The sequence below is a fragment of the Aquirufa beregesia genome (genome assembly GCF_011090385.1).
In the GTDB taxonomy this organism is placed as follows: domain Bacteria; phylum Bacteroidota; class Bacteroidia; order Cytophagales; family Spirosomataceae; genus Aquirufa; species Aquirufa beregesia.
This window is the reverse complement of the sequence record NZ_SEWW01000002.1, coordinates 62,115-77,128: the sequence shown is the minus strand read 5'-3', so window position 1 is coordinate 77,128 and position 15,014 is coordinate 62,115. Positions and strand designations below refer to the sequence as shown.

Annotated in this window: 16 protein-coding genes; 4 read left to right on the top strand and 12 right to left on the bottom strand. The window is 37.1% G+C overall.

Going from position 1 to position 15,014, the window contains the following annotated elements:
* Window positions 1-14 precede the first annotated feature (14 nt).
* Window positions 15-734 (bottom strand): NUDIX hydrolase, encoded by a 720-nt coding sequence (locus tag EWU23_RS04230; protein ID WP_166229193.1) that lies wholly within the window; start codon window positions 732-734, stop codon window positions 15-17.
* Window positions 735-928: 194 nt separating this feature from the next.
* Between EWU23_RS04230 and EWU23_RS04225 the strand changes: the two genes are divergently transcribed.
* Window positions 929-2,539 (top strand): carboxylesterase/lipase family protein, encoded by a 1,611-nt coding sequence (locus tag EWU23_RS04225; RefSeq protein ID WP_166229191.1) that lies wholly within the window; start codon window positions 929-931, stop codon window positions 2,537-2,539.
* 141 nt (window positions 2,540-2,680) lie between these two features.
* Window positions 2,681-3,466 carry a PhzF family phenazine biosynthesis protein gene (locus EWU23_RS04220; RefSeq protein WP_166229189.1) on the top strand — a complete coding sequence of 262 codons (786 nt, stop codon included), beginning with the start codon at window positions 2,681-2,683 and terminating at the stop codon, window positions 3,464-3,466.
* Window positions 3,467-3,520: 54 nt separating this feature from the next.
* On the opposite strand, the gene EWU23_RS04215 is transcribed toward EWU23_RS04220, so the two are convergent.
* From EWU23_RS04215 to EWU23_RS04195, 5 genes are all read right to left on the bottom strand, one after another.
* Window positions 3,521-4,381 (bottom strand): ChaN family lipoprotein, encoded by an 861-nt coding sequence (locus EWU23_RS04215; RefSeq protein ID WP_166229187.1) that lies wholly within the window; start codon window positions 4,379-4,381, stop codon window positions 3,521-3,523.
* Between the two features lie 118 nt (window positions 4,382-4,499).
* Window positions 4,500-5,036, bottom strand: coding sequence for a DUF2911 domain-containing protein (locus EWU23_RS04210; protein WP_166229185.1), 537 nt, complete (start codon window positions 5,034-5,036; stop codon window positions 4,500-4,502).
* 14 nt (window positions 5,037-5,050) lie between these two features.
* Complete coding sequence (locus EWU23_RS04205; RefSeq protein WP_166229183.1) at window positions 5,051-5,977, bottom strand: MBL fold metallo-hydrolase; 927 nt, start codon at window positions 5,975-5,977, stop codon at window positions 5,051-5,053.
* 112 nt (window positions 5,978-6,089) lie between these two features.
* Window positions 6,090-6,674, bottom strand: a complete 585-nt coding sequence (locus EWU23_RS04200; protein WP_166229181.1) for a TMEM175 family protein — start codon at window positions 6,672-6,674, stop codon at window positions 6,090-6,092.
* A gap of 44 nt (window positions 6,675-6,718) precedes the next feature.
* Window positions 6,719-7,588 carry a DMT family transporter gene (locus EWU23_RS04195; RefSeq protein ID WP_166229179.1) on the bottom strand — a complete coding sequence of 290 codons (870 nt, stop codon included), beginning with the start codon at window positions 7,586-7,588 and terminating at the stop codon, window positions 6,719-6,721.
* Between the two features lie 187 nt (window positions 7,589-7,775).
* Here EWU23_RS04195 and EWU23_RS04190 point away from each other — a divergent pair, with 187 nt between their 5' ends.
* Window positions 7,776-8,978, top strand: coding sequence for a multidrug effflux MFS transporter (locus tag EWU23_RS04190; RefSeq protein WP_166229177.1), 1,203 nt, complete (start codon window positions 7,776-7,778; stop codon window positions 8,976-8,978).
* Window positions 8,979-9,569: 591 nt separating this feature from the next.
* Here EWU23_RS04190 and EWU23_RS04185 read toward each other — a convergent pair.
* From EWU23_RS04185 to EWU23_RS04175, 3 genes are all read right to left on the bottom strand, one after another.
* Window positions 9,570-9,776 carry a helix-turn-helix domain-containing protein gene (locus EWU23_RS04185; protein WP_166229175.1) on the bottom strand — a complete coding sequence of 69 codons (207 nt, stop codon included), beginning with the start codon at window positions 9,774-9,776 and terminating at the stop codon, window positions 9,570-9,572.
* 2 nt (window positions 9,777-9,778) lie between these two features.
* Window positions 9,779-10,291 carry a DUF2975 domain-containing protein gene (locus EWU23_RS04180; RefSeq protein WP_166229173.1) on the bottom strand — a complete coding sequence of 171 codons (513 nt, stop codon included), beginning with the start codon at window positions 10,289-10,291 and terminating at the stop codon, window positions 9,779-9,781.
* 109 nt (window positions 10,292-10,400) lie between these two features.
* A complete protein-coding gene (locus EWU23_RS04175; RefSeq protein ID WP_166229171.1) occupies window positions 10,401-10,610 on the bottom strand; it encodes a toxin-antitoxin system YwqK family antitoxin in 210 nt (69 codons plus the stop codon).
* Window positions 10,611-10,678: 68 nt separating this feature from the next.
* Here EWU23_RS04175 and EWU23_RS04170 point away from each other — a divergent pair, with 68 nt between their 5' ends.
* Window positions 10,679-12,853, top strand: a complete 2,175-nt coding sequence (locus EWU23_RS04170; RefSeq protein WP_166229169.1) for a TonB-dependent receptor — start codon at window positions 10,679-10,681, stop codon at window positions 12,851-12,853.
* Window positions 12,854-12,858: 5 nt separating this feature from the next.
* Here EWU23_RS04170 and EWU23_RS04165 read toward each other — a convergent pair whose 3' ends face one another.
* From EWU23_RS04165 to EWU23_RS04155, 3 genes are read right to left on the bottom strand one after another with little or no spacing between them, the layout of a single operon-like run.
* Window positions 12,859-13,980: a DUF1624 domain-containing protein gene (locus EWU23_RS04165; protein WP_166229167.1), complete on the bottom strand. Its 1,122-nt coding sequence runs from the start codon at window positions 13,978-13,980 to the stop codon at window positions 12,859-12,861.
* Window positions 13,977-14,273, bottom strand: a complete 297-nt coding sequence (locus tag EWU23_RS04160) for an antibiotic biosynthesis monooxygenase family protein (protein WP_166229165.1) — start codon at window positions 14,271-14,273, stop codon at window positions 13,977-13,979. Before EWU23_RS04160 ends, EWU23_RS04165 begins: the two co-directional genes overlap by 4 nt.
* 12 nt (window positions 14,274-14,285) lie before the next feature.
* A complete protein-coding gene (locus EWU23_RS04155; protein WP_166229163.1) occupies window positions 14,286-14,864 on the bottom strand; it encodes an O-methyltransferase in 579 nt (192 codons plus the stop codon).
* Window positions 14,865-15,014 lie beyond the last annotated feature (150 nt).

Below are 15,014 nucleotides of genomic sequence, written 5' to 3'. Positions count from 1 at the left end.
AAGAATAAGGAATATTAAAGGTTTGGTTTTAGTCGATATAAAAAGGGTGCTTTGCTTTTAGCCCCCGTATATTTTTTGTCTAGTCGTTCTAAAATTTGTAAATCCAGCATTTTTTTCTGGAAATTATTGGCTGGAAATGGTTTGTCATAAACTGTTTCATATAATTCCTGAACATCTTTCATGGTGAAGGTTTCGGGTAGAAGATTATTAAAAAGCAGTTTTTTATCTAAGTTTTCACGGAGCACTTCTAGGCCTTTGTGGACTATTTCTTGATGATCAAAAAGCATGTTAGGTAGTTCTTTGATATCGTACCAATCACAACTCTCATCTAAATCAATTTTCTGAGGGATGACTTTTTCAAAATCAACCAAGGCATAGTATCCTATACTGACAATGCGCATTTTTTGATTATTCTCATTGACGGGAGGTTCCACGTCGGGGTAAAGATCTTGAGCGATACTAGAAAATAGTTGGAAGTCTTCATCTGAAATTCGGTTGGCTCTACCAAAGGTTCCAAATTCTTCTAAATATAAATCTTGAATACTCGTCCTTTCATACAGGATTCTTTTCGCCGCATCTTCTATGTCCTCTTCTTGTAAGATAAAGCCACCGGGTAAGGCATAGATGTCCTTAGCCAATTTAAGCTTGCTTAAAATGAGCTTGAGTTTTTTATGATGAAAGCCAAAAATGACACAATCCAGAGTCAATTGAGCGATATGTTTGCTGAATTTCAAAGAGTTCGATTTAATGTTACCCTAATTTATAGACAAATTTTTAGAAGAAAGTGTTTTAATCAAAGTCATTTTCTAAAAAATAGAAAATCAAATTATTTTATTACATTTGACTAAATTATCAAAATGATACAAAGAGCCAAACCTTGTGCTATTGGAAAAAAAACTGAAATTCTCTATAATTTAAATATATAAAAATGAAAAAAGCTAGTTTAGTATTAGGTCTATTCCTTCTAGGAGGAATTTCACTACAAGCTCAAGTAACTACTGGGCAAAATGTAGCTGTGGTATCTACGGATGCTGGTCAAGTGCGCGGTTATGTGCATGGAGGTATTTACACATACAAAGGTATCCCCTATGCAGAAGCAGGTAGATTTGAGACTGCACATAAGCCCAAGCCATGGAATGGAGTACGTAGTTCTACTAGCTATGGCCCTGTGGCACATTTATTGACTCCAACAACCCAAGTGGCTGATGAATCAGAATTTGTGTACAATCACTCATGGGGTTACCCAAATGAGGACTGCATGCGTGTGAATGTTTGGACTCCAGGAATCAATGACGGGAAGAAAAGACCCGTTTTATTTTGGATTCACGGTGGAGGTTTTACCTCAGGTTCTTCTCAAGAATTACCTTCTTATGATGGCGAGAATTTAGCTAAAAAAGGAGATGTAGTAGTCGTATCCATTAATCACCGATTGAATATTTTGGGATATTTGGATTTGTCGGCCTTTGGAGATAAATACAAAACTTCCGCCAATAACTCCATTTTGGATATGAAAGTAGCTCTTGATTGGGTGAAAGCAAACATTAGTCAATTTGGAGGAGATCCAGGAAATGTGACCATTTTTGGACAATCAGGTGGCGGCGCCAAAGTGAATACCTTGATGGCCATGCCTTCTGCCAAAGGATTATTCCATAAGGCCATCAATCAAAGTGGCGCATTTACCAGCACGATGCCAGATAAATCCGTAACGCAAGCCATTACCAAGGAAGTATTAAATGCATTGCATTTAGATGAATCTAAGGTGGATAGTTTACAAAAAGTCCCATTCCCTACCTTAGCAGCTGCTGGTCAAAAAGCATTACAATCAGTAGCGGCAAAATTAAGAGCTGCGGGAAAACCAGTAGGTGGTTTTGGATTAAGTTGGGGACCGAGTATTGATGCCAATTTATTGCCATTCCAACCAATGTCAGCGGAGGCAATGGAATTATCTAAGCAAGTTCCTTTAATGATAGGAACAGTGAAAAATGAATTCATGCCAACCTTATTCTCGGGAATAAGTCATGATGCCTCCATGGCTGATGTGGAAGCATATATACAAAAAACGTTTGGTGCTAAAGCTGAGGCCTATAAAGCTGCCGTTAAAAAAGCATATCCTGCAGATACTAAGCCAACGGATTTAATGGACGTAGATACTCGTTTCAGACCTGGCGCTGTTGACCAAGCAAATATCAAATCAACTGTAGCGGGGGGAGCTCCTGTGTTTATGTATTTATTCACTTGGCAATCACCTGTTTTTGACGGAAAATATAAAGCCATTCACTGCGTTGAACTTCCATTCTGTTTCAATAACATTGCTCGCTGTGAAGAAATGACAGGTGGCACTAAAGAAGCCTATGCGTTGGCAGATAAAATGAGTCAGGCTTGGATCAATTTCGCTCGTTTAGGAAATCCTAATCATAAAGGCTTACCTACTTGGCCCACTTATAATGCAACAAATACCTCAACCATGCACTTCGATAATTCTTGTGTAGTTAAACCACAAATGGATAAGGAATTATTTGAGCTTGTTAAAACGAATTAATTCGTTTTAAATTCAACATTAAGGCCCCGAATGATTCGGGGCTTTTTTGTTTTAAGCTACATGATATTCCTAAATATTGGATGAATGGAGAAATTATTCTCCAGTAGATTTATAATTTTGAGGGATAAAAAATAATAGCCCATGAAATTGACCCTATTCCAAATAGATGCTTTTACCAATCAGTTGTTTTCAGGAAACCCCGCAGCCATCTGTCCCTTAGAAGAATGGTTGGAGGAAGATAAAATGCAAAAAATAGCAGCAGAAAATAATTTAGCGGAGACCGCTTTTTTGGTTAAGAATGGGGAACAATATGATATACGTTGGTTTACCCCAACCGTAGAAGTGGACTTATGTGGCCATGCCACCTTAGCTGCGGCATTTGTCTTGTATCATCACTTGGGGGAAGAGTCCAATGAAATAGTTTTTTATTCACATCGAAGTGGTCAATTGCGTGTGGCTAAAGATGGGAGTCTATTGACGTTGAATTTTCCCGTTGATCAAATTCATGAAATTGATTTTAATTGGGAACAATTTAAAGGTTTGTCCATCCCAGCAAAAGAGGTGTTAAAGGGTAAAACAGATTATCTGTTTGTCTATGAAAATGAGAGCCAAGTTGCGAACATGAAACCTGATTTTTTTGAAATAGCCAAACTGAAGGCAAGAGGAATTATCATTACTGCGCCTGGCGATGAGGTAGATTTTGTCTCTCGATTTTTTGGTCCTCAATCCGGAATAGACGAAGACCCCGTGACAGGTTCTGCACATACCACGCTGATTCCGTATTGGTCAAAGAAAAAGAATAAAAGCCAATTGGAAGCGAAGCAACTTTCGCCTCGTGGGGGAGAACTATCCTGTGAATTAGTCGGTGATCGGGTGAAAATAAGTGGGGAATGTGTATTGTATATGATTGGGGAGATCTATGTATAAATTGATCTTCATTTATTCGTATATGGGGGACTTGAAGCTAGGCTAAATTCTATGTTAATAGGTCGTTGTCATGTCATCTTCCACACAAATAATGTAATCCGCTACGTACTTATTTTCTTGGGTTAATTGCTTAATATCTTTTTGGCTAACGGTAGCAATCGTGGCAATTTTAATCTTGGGTTTCGCCAATTTTAAATACCAAGAAATCCCCTCATAATTTTCTGAATGGTAGGACCCATTGACATGAATAAATAGCTGATTCTCCGCCCAATTTTTCAGAATAAAATATGCCATAGTCGCATCCTTTAATGCTTGAGCCTTGGACATATTAGGAGTAGCATGTCCGGGCATCATCGTGATCATTTTTTGATAGCCTGGAAGATTGGCATCATAAGCAATTGGCAGTGGAGCCATCCAAGATTTTTCTTCCGCTGATAATTGATTCAATGCTTCAAAACCTCCTTTAGAAACCATGCTGGCATATTTTCGAGGAACATTGGTAGCTATAAAGTTCAGTTGATTTTCTTTGGCAAAATTCACCAAAGGAGCATAATCCGTCTTATAATTTTTCCAAAGTCGTGCGGATGAATCTAATCCCTTGGCTGAAATTTTTCCTTCTAAATAGGCCGACAAAGCCCCTTGATTGTCCTGTTCAAACATCTCGGCACCTAACATCAATTTTCTCTGAGAAAAACAAGATTGTATCATCTCCAATTCTAGCCAATGGCTGATGGGATTATTGTGTAATTCGCCAATCAAAATGACATCTTGTTTACTTATTTGCTTGATCATTTTCTGATAGGAAACTTCTTTACCTCGAGCATTAAATAAACGGTAAGCAGGCTTATCCTGAGCGATGATCCTAGCAGGAATAATTAGAAAAAATACGATGCAGATATGAAGCGCCTTATTCATGATGTATATAGTTGTTGATCTTGTACAAATTAGAACAAAATATCAAGAATTAAGCAATGAATATAAAAACAAAAAGCGGTCATTACTGACCGCTTTTACATAGAACAAAGGTTTTACATTATTTAATCGGTATTAATAAGCTTACATTTTCCCATCCGAATGCAATTCCCGCAGGCACTACTTTGTATTCTAGGGCTTCCTTAAAGTCTGACTTAGTGGTTTTCACGGTAATGGTAAAAGCGTCTTTTTCTGGATTACGCGTTGTTTCTCCACCACGTTTAATCCCCCACTGACCTACTTCGGTATTAAAAATAACTTGCCAATCACCTTCAGTAGGTAGCATGTAAATACTATATTTCCCTTTAGCTAACGTATTACCCCCAATGTTTACATCTGCGTCGGTTTCAATAATGGTAGCAGAGTTAGCGCCTGCTCTCCATACTTTTCCAAATGGCACTAATTCTCCCCAAATTTTTCTTCCCTTCACAGATGGGCTGCTATAAACTACGGATACATTGGCTTTGCTAAAAGTACCTGTAACTGTTACTTTAGGGCTTTGCGGTGGACGAGGAGCATCTTGTGCAAATGAGCTAGTCGTAACAAATAAAAGACATAATACCGACAAAATCGGCTTTAATAATGTGTTGATTTTCATAAGATGATTGTTGTTTATTGTTTGGTATTTTTTTCTGTTAATTCTTCGTAAGCCATCTGAAAATTATTCTTCAGGAAATCTCCATTCATGCCTTGTACTCCATTCACCGCCGTTAACTTCATTACTTCCTCTTTTGTTTTACCACTTTTAATTTCAGCAGAAACATGTATCACTAATTTCTCCAAATAGTCTGTTAAGGCCAATAAATCTTCTTTTTTACAAGTAATCTCCGTTGGATTAAAAGCATGTCCATACGTAAAAATGGTGTCCTTGTCGAACTGCTTTTGAATTTTATCATTGACATGAATCCAATTTGCCACACTGGCGCCTGCACTTCTGTCGATGATAGGGTAACGTTTATTCCCGAACAAATCTCCCAAATGAACGACATTGGCATTCTCAAAATGAATGGCCACATCACCATTGGTATGTGCAGGACCAAAATAATGTGCCTTGATTCTTTCCTTTCCAATTTTTGCCGTCCAGGTATCTTTAAACGTTTCCGTAGGATAATATTGCTTTTCCTCCGTTTTTGCTTTAGTAGCTGCGGCTATTTGATTTTTCAATGAATTCTCATGAGCCACCACTCGATTGACTAATCCTCTAAATGCACTATTTCCACTCGTATGATCACCATGGTGGTGTGTATTCATCAGCAATTGAATTTTCTGATCGGATTGTTTTTTCAAATCATCAATCAAATGTTGAGATTGATCCGGAAACTGTGAATCCACTACAGCATAACCATCTTTGGTCTTCAGTACTGCTATGGTGCCTCCTCTCTCACTAAAAAGGGAAATACCTCCTCGTAACTCTTTCCAGGTAAAGGCCGGTCCTTGATATAAAGACCCTTGGGCTAATAGCGATTGTTTCGACCCTAATAGCAGAGAAAACAATAAGGTGTTAGCAGAGCCTTGTATAAATTGTCGACGTTTTATCATTTCTAAGAAGTTTAATGTCAAATGTAAAATAGGAAATCAAAAGCTAATCTAAATTGAGACCAAAACTTAAAGTACTCTTACGAAAGCGGACATTTCATATTTGCCTAGTATGCTAAACGCGTTTTTGATTCAATCTATTTTCAATTCTTTGGTCGGGCAAAATCCATAATAGTGCAATGGAATAAAATATCACTAGACTTACAATAGGATAAAAAAAGGCTAAAATGATTCCTGAAAAATAGCCTAAAGTAGATACTCGCTCTTTCCACCGATTGGCTAATGCTTGTCCAATAGTAGACTCCTCCCCTTCATGTTTAATGGCTGATTTTTCTAAAAATGAAAAGGAGAGAGCGCACATCAAAAGTACAAAACCATACAAGGCAACGGGATTTTCAGCGAAGTGGTTTTCTCCCATCCAACCCGTGACAAAGGGTAAAAGTGATAGCCAAAAAAGCAAGCCCAAATTGGCCAATAGTACTTTGCCGTTTACTTTCTCTATAGCTTGAAACAAATGATGGTGGTTATTCCAATAGATCCCTACATAAATAAAGCTAAATAGATAAGAAAGAAATTTGGGCAGTAGAGGTGTTAAGGTCTCAAAATCAGACCCATGCGGCACTTTTAACTCCAAGACCATGATCGTGATGATGATAGCCAACACGCCATCACTAAATGCTTCTAATCGATTGGTAGTCACAGGAATGCTATTTTTTGATAAGGTATAAAAAAATCGAAATAGTTTTATGAAACCCGAGCTTGTTTTTTGCCTACATATAATCCTACAATCACGATGATGGTTCCAATGACAGTAAAGACCGTAATGGATTCCCCACTAAATAAATAGGCATAGATATAGCCAAAAACAGGACATAGAAACATCCATAAGGAGGCCGATACAGGATCTTGATCTATCAAATAAAACCATAACCATAATGCCCCCATGGAGACGGGGAATATCAACCAAGCGACAGAAAATAGGAATCTTAGATCAAAATTTGCTGCGTTAACATCAGAAAAATATGCCGTAAAAGGGAACAGGAAAATCCCTCCTAATAAAACTTGCCATCCATTGATTACAAAGGAGTTTAACTGCCATTCGGTACGCACATAATATACCGTAGCCGCGGAAACTGTGATGATCCCCCCTATTAATATCAGCAAGCCCTTCCAAACACTGGGATCTAGTTTCAGTTGAGGGTAAGAAGCCAATAATATTCCCAATAATCCTAAAATCAAACTCCCTAATTCTTTTCCTTGGGGTTTTCTTTGTAACAAAAGGGCCGACAATAAAGTAATGAATAAGGGATTGGTGGCAGTAGCCAAACTTCCTATACCCGGACTTAGGTATTTGATGGCCAAAACAAATGCCCCCAAATAAATGGTGGAATTAAATAGGCCGAAAAAGGCTAATTGCCCCAACTCTTTCCTCGTGGGTTGAATTCGACAATCGGACTGAAAGAAAAATGAGATCAATAAAATGAATATTCCCGCTATAATTAAACGCACATTAGCAAGAATCAATGGATGAACAGACAGGATTCCCAGTTTTGTGGCAACTGCTGCAGACGACCATAGCATGGCAAATAATAGTCCGAAAGCAATGTTTTTCATGAAATCTATTTCTATTCAATGATGAGAAAGAACCCCTTTTCAAAATCTGTACTGTGTTGAATAGAAAGAATTCCATACTACAGCACATAAACAAAGGAAATGAATCTTCTTTTAAAATAAACTATTGAAAACCATATTTTGGGATTAATTTTGCAACCCGTTCCTAAAATTGAAATACCTATTCCACATGTCGAAACAATCCAACCGAACTAAAATCATTCTAATTCTCGGAATATTATCAGCGATAGGTCCCTTGTCGATTGACATGTATTTGCCTGCCTTCAAAAACATGGCTGAGGCTTTGCATTGTTCACAAGAGCAAATGGGATATACGTTGTCAAGTTTCTTTTTTGGTATTTGCTTAGGACAATTGGTCAATGGCCCATTACTAGATCATTTTGGTCGAAAAAATGTCTTGTACATTGGATTGAGTGCTTATGTCATTAGCTCATTTGGATCAGCCTTTTCTGCTACAGTAGAACAGCTCATTGTTTGGCGCTTCTTTCAGGCCATTGGGGGTAGTATTGGTATGGTGGCTCCCAATGCCATCATTCGTGAAACTTTTAAAGAAGCAGAAAGGCCTAAAATACTTTCTTTGATGATGCTTATTTTGGGGGTATCACCCATTTTAGCTCCTTCTTTAGGAAGTTTACTGTTAACCATCACCAATTGGAATGTGATTTTTGTTTTATTAGGAATCATCACCTTGTTGATTCTTTTCTTAATCAGAAGTTGGTTACCTGAAAAAATCAACAAACACCCGAAAGGTCCGTTTAAAATTGGCAGCATTCTGACTTCCTATTTGGCCTTATTGCCTGAGAAACAATTTTTAACTTTTGCTATTTCTGGGGCCATCGGTTCAGGATGTATTTTCACCTTTGTATCAGGGGCACCACTCACATTTTTGAATTTTTACCATGCTGATGAAAAGCAGTTTGGTTGGATATTTGCGATGGTCGCTTCAGGGATTATTGGTGCTAGTCAGTTTAATCATTGGGTATTAAAACGCTTTAGCAGTCAACAAGTTTTGTCTTTTGTTTTGCCCTTGCAATTGTTATTAGGAATAATACTAGCCCTACTATCTAAATTTGGATTGATCAATATTCAAATCAATATCCTCTTGTTATTTTTGATTTTGGCTTGCCAGGGTTTAGTCTTTCCTAACATCATTAGTTTGGCTTTACAACCCTTCCATGAGGGGGCTGGTGCGGCTTCTGCGATGATGGGGGCTTTGCAAATGGCGTGGGGATCTATCTGTGCCACAATACTAGGACTGCTTTTTGATGGAACGCCCTTTACAATGGCTATTATCATGGTTTTCTGTGCATTAACAGCCAATTATATCCTTTTTGTAATTGGGAAAAAATACTTTAATCCAGTGGTAGAATAAAGTACAAACTGGTTAAAATTATTTTTGTCCCTTTAACAAAGTAAAGGGCAAATCTTTCCAGTATTTTTCTACAAAAATTTGCTTGTTTTCAATGCTGCAATCCGTCAATTTTGGCAAATAGAAGTCCATAAAGAGGAGCTTGCCAAAGTCACCAATTATTCCAATTGAAATGGCATGTAGTCTATTTTGGCCCCTCAAAGCGGGCAAGTAGTCCAATCGAAAAAAACGAGAATTGGTGCTGAATTGAAAGGAATTATCTTATTCGATGACGTGCTTCTTTGGTATGAATTATGGAGAAATATCACAATGGATTTCCTACAGATTTTTACCCCGCTAAAAGTGAAAAAAATACCGCATATGAAAAATAAAATCCTTTGATTTTTATTACTAGCACACATGACTTGGGCGCAAGCTAAAACCTGGCATCCCTACTTGGTATGGAATAGAAGTCAATTCCGGCATTGAAAACGTACAAGGAGACCAACTGGATCCTAGTCAAACTACAGGACAAACCAGCTCCATAGGTATTCAAATTCCTATGCCAAAAACTTGTTGATGGATAAAAGAAGGGCCGCAGAGCAACAAAATCATTTAAGAAGCTTGATACTCTAAAATATCCGCAGGTTGACATTCCAAGGCTTCGCATATGGCTTCCAAGGTACTAAAGCGAATGGCTTTAGCCTTACCAGTCTTTAAAATGGAGAGATTGGATAAGGTTAAATCTACCTTTTCAGACAATTCATTCAAGGACATTTTTCTTTTTGCCATCATGACATCTAGGTTTACGACAATAGGCATAGTTATACAGTTAAATCGTTTTCTGCTTGAATTTCCACTCCTTTTTTGAATATCTGTGCAAATAAAAAGATGAGGCCAGAAAGAAAGAGAGCCTCGCCTCCATTCCAATCCATGTTAGGTAAATCCAGAATCTCTTGGTAAATCCTAGCTCCTAAGGATATTAGCCAAAGATATAATATCATGATACTGATTTTTTCCATTTGCAGGGCTACTTCCATATCAAACGGACTTTTCAAATTGATTTTGCTTAATACTTTAATAACCAAATGTGCGACGTAGGCTTTTAAAGCTAAAAGGCCCGCCGTTATTCCCACAATGAGAGAATAATGTAAAAAACTCTCATTTTTCAGATCATATAAGTTTAATCCTTGGTAAAGGTCTTTGGCAACCTGCTCATTAAATAAACTTAAGACATAAGTGAAAATGATGGCACCGCATTTAATCGAAATGCCAATGTAAGCTATCCAAGAAAGCACATTCATGGTGGCTAAAATACTCGCTGTTTTCGTTTTCATCAATTTTTGCATTTAATTGTTATGCAAATTTTAACAATTATTTATTGATAAACAATAAATTTAGAATATTTTTCAATAAATTTTTATTGATGATTGACGAAATGTTCTTTCATTTCATTTGAGTTCCCTTATAAACCTTCCCTGCTTTATCATAGGTAATCCATTCTCCCGATTGCTCCCCGTGTGTAAAATACCCCGACCGTAATTTCGTGCCATCTTTACGAAACCATTCCCAATAACCCGTGGAGATGCCATTGATTTGTTGACCTGTTGCCCAAAGTGAACCATCTCGATGATATAAGCGATATTCTTCTTCCATACAATTTATTTTATCTCATCCATTAATTGTGATATAATCTCTATTTTTGTTGAATTATTTTGCCTGAGATGAAATTTATAAAAATCGTTCTTATTCTACTATTATACAGTCAATTAGCTCAGGGTCAAAAAACCTTGCAGCTCATTATCAAAGATGAAAATAGTCATCCGTTAATCAATGCTACAATCAAGTTATCATGGAAAAACAGTTTACAAATGCAGATTTCCGACGTCAATGGCGTTGCTATTTTCCATGCTTTACCAGATAGTATAGTTAAAGTAGATATCAGTCATGTGGGATATCAGGCTTTTCAACAATTAGTTTCGATCTTAAAGCCCATTAATCAATTAGAAATATCGCTAAATCCTTCAGAAGAAGAATTAGAGGAAGTAATCGTTTCTTCTACCCGCAGTTCAAGGACCATTCATGATATTCCCACCCGGATCGAGTTTATTGGTGGGGAAGAAATCAATGAAAAAAGCAATATGAAGTCGGGGGATATTCGAATGCTTTTGAGTGAAAGTACGGGTATACAAGTTCAACAAACTTCCGCCACGTCTGCCAATGCCTCCATCCGAATACAAGGACTAGACGGCCGATACACTCAATTATTAAAAGATGGGTTCCCTTTGTATTCTGGAGCTGCAAGTGGGTTGGGGCTGTTACAAATTCCTCCCCTAGATTTAAAGCAAGTAGAAATCATTAAAGGCTCCGCTTCTACCTTGTATGGAGGTGGCGCCATAGCTGGTTTGGTGAATTTAATTTCCAAGAATCCTACCGAAGAAAAAGACTTCAAAATCCATATTAACCTAACTTCCGCAAAAGGATTTGATTTTAATACGTATTATGCTAAAAGGAATCAAAAAATTGGAACGACCATTTTTGCTTCTTTCAATAGAAACGCTCCATACGATCCTGGGAATATTGATTTATCTGCCATTCCTGAATTCCAACGCTTTACCTTAAACCCAAAAATATACTTGTACCCTTCGGATAATAATAAACTCATTTTGGGTTTAAATATGTCCTATGAAAATAGATTAGGAGGCGATATTCATTACATCAATGGTTTAATAGAAACAGGTCACCTGTATTTTGAATCAAATAAAACCAAGAGAATATCTTCTCAATTCACTTGGGAACACAAATTTTCCCCCAACAAACTCCTATCCTTTAAAAATAGCATCAGCTATTTTAACCGAAAAATAAGTGTGCCTGATTACCGCTATGATGGAACACAATACTCCACTTTCTCTGAATTATCATTTGCTCATTATCAAGAAAAAAGTGAATGGGTTCTAGGTGTCAATGCCTGGACGGATGTCTTTGATGAAATCCGTTTTAGCTCATTTCCACTGAGAAATTACACTCAAGGAACTGTTGGATTATTTGGACAAAACTCCACTAAAATTTGGCCATGGTTGCATATTGAAACTGGATTAAGAGGTGATTACGTCTATGACTATGGATGGCAGTTTTTACCAAGAGCCTCCGCTCTCATTAACTTTTCTGAAAAATTCAGCTCTCGAATTGGAGGAGGATTTGGCTATAAAACTCCAACTATTTTTACCGAGGAAAGCGAGAGAATTCAATACCAAAACGTTCTTCCCATCAATAAGAAAATCAATGTCGTAGAAAATAGTAAAGGTATCAACCTCGATTTCAACTATAAAACGAGCATCGGGGAAGATATTCAAATCAGCGCCAATCATCTATTCTTTTATACCCTATTAGAAAACCCTCTTTTGATGGAATCAAGAGAAAATGGGCAAAAAGAATTTTTAGTGAATTCCAAAGGACATATCGACTCCAAAGGAACGGAAACGAATGTAAAAATTGCCTATCAAGATTTTCATCTTTTTCTAGGATATACCTATACCAACACACAATTACACCTAAGAAATATCTTTGAGGAAAAGCCTTTGACTCCACGTCATAAATTCAATTCTGTTCTCATGTATGAACTAGAAAAGAAATGGAAAATTGGCTTGGAAGCCTATTACTTTAGTCCACAAATATTAAGCGACGGAGCCACGGGAAAAGACTATTGGCTCACCGGATTTATGGTTGAAAAGTTTTGGCATAAACTATCCATTTATATCAATTTTGAAAATTTTCTGGATGTCCGCCAAACCAAATTTGACACCATTTATACAGGGTCAAAATCAAACCCAACTTTCCGAGACATCTATGCACCATTGGATGGTTTCATGATTAATGGTGGAATTAAACTAAAACTTTAAAATCCTTAGTGATTCTTTCTGCTTTGCTGCCATTGGTAATAATACCGGCAAAGTGGATAATAGAGTAAAGCCACCAAAAACCAAACAATATAAACTTGGGAAAGACTCAAACCAATAAATTTTTTAGGTCTACTTAATTGAAATCCGAATTCTAAATTGGCGATATGAAAGCCTTGATTGAAAATCAAAGCCAACAAAATTAGGTGAAGAACATACCAGTGGCTGACAAAAAAGAATAAGGGTACTCGCCCAAAAGAACTGACTATTTCTATCCCATTTTTTCCGACATATTGACTTACACTCAGCAGTAAAAACATGATGCCTAAAGTCAATGATGTAAAACTAATGCTTGGAGGATATTTTGATACATTAAAAAAGGACATACATTGTTTCGTCCATGATCCATCCATTTGCCATGGGGCATCTCCACCCAGATTAAAATATCGAACAACTAAAAAAAGGAAACATAACCTAAGACCTAATTTCCAAAAATCAGCCGTCGTTTTCTCCAAAAAATAATGCCCTAAAGAATAGCCCAATAGGCATATTCCAAGCCAGGAAATAGGTGGATAACCGACCACCAACAAGGTGCCATTAGGCAAAGGGAATGCATTCGGACTAATTAAAAATGACAGAGGTTTAAGCCATGCTGGTTGAATCTGCAACAACACCTGTTGAAGCAAGATAATACCTAATGCCAACCAAAAAATCTGCTTCGTTGATAGACGATTGATTAGTCCAATTATCACCATCGAAAAACCAATGGCACTTAGCACGTCGATTAGTATAAGCCCAAAATGTATATCAAAAAATAAGCCTAAATTGATCACAATCAAATCCAACAAGATAAGCCAAGCGCCTCTAAGAATCATGCGCTGGCTGAATTGTTTTTTATTCTCAGATCTTTGAAATACTAAATATGCCGAACTCCCTGCCAGAAATACAAAAATAGGAGCGCAAAGATGTGTGATAATTCTGGTGTAGAATATCGCAGGAGTCGTTACTGCTAAATCTGTGGGGGATTGACCAATGGAATGAACGTGAAACAAATCCCTCACATGATCCAATAGCATGAGAATCACGACAATACCTCTTATAAAATCAATGGATTCAAGTCTTTTAATCATGTCAATAATACTTCTTGATAATGCTCAACAACAGGAAATGGGTCATAATAATGATGTAACAATTCCCTCCACTGTTCATACTGTGGAGATTGTCGAAAGCCAATCGTATGATCTTCCAATTTTTGCCAATAAGCTTCTAACATGTATTTATTTTCCTGTTCTAAGCATTTCAAAAGGGAATGCGAATGATAACCAGGAATGGATCGAATGTATTTACTAGCCAATTTAAAATCTGCTTCAAATTGCTTTGTTTGTCCATCTCTAACCTGCAATACAGCCACTTCTACAATCATCTTTTGACTCTTTTATTTCTTTACACAAATAATTATTCCAGTAGACCAAACTAAATTCGTCATCTTAAGATCTTTCCTATTTTCTAATTCTTGAATCAATTTCTCAGCTTTTTCACGGTGTCCAAGTGGCCAGTTGGCTTGCTCAATCATGTCATCAATTACATACATTCCACCGGGGTTTAGCATGTTCAACACCTCGTCTAACAATAAGTATTTTCCATGCCAAGTATCCGCAAAAATAAAATCATATCGGAGGGAAAGATGAGACATTACCCAGTCTTCTCCATCAGAATTGACCAACTCCAGTCTTGAATCTGAGCCCAAATATTCTCTCGCAATAGATAGAAAAGCGTCATCATTATCTATGGATATCAACGTAGATTTCTCATCCATTCCATCCAAAATCCAAGAAGTAGATAATCCTGTACCTGTTCCTAATTCAAGAAAATTAGAAGCCGGTTTGGAAGCTGCCAAAGTTCGTAACAATGATCCTGTCAAAACATCAGATGCCATACTAAAACCCGATACTCGGGTCTTTTCTTGAATAGCTTGATAAGTAAGTGGAAAATCTATGTGTATATTTTCTTCCATCTGCATCCTATTAGTTGAAAAGTGAGAGCCATTTTTCTCGTATTCCCATTAATTGTATCATGTAGAAATTCAAATTTTAGGCTATTCAAGATGATCAATTTTAGCTGAATTAAAAATAAAAAGCTGAAAAAATCGTACAGTCTAAACTGT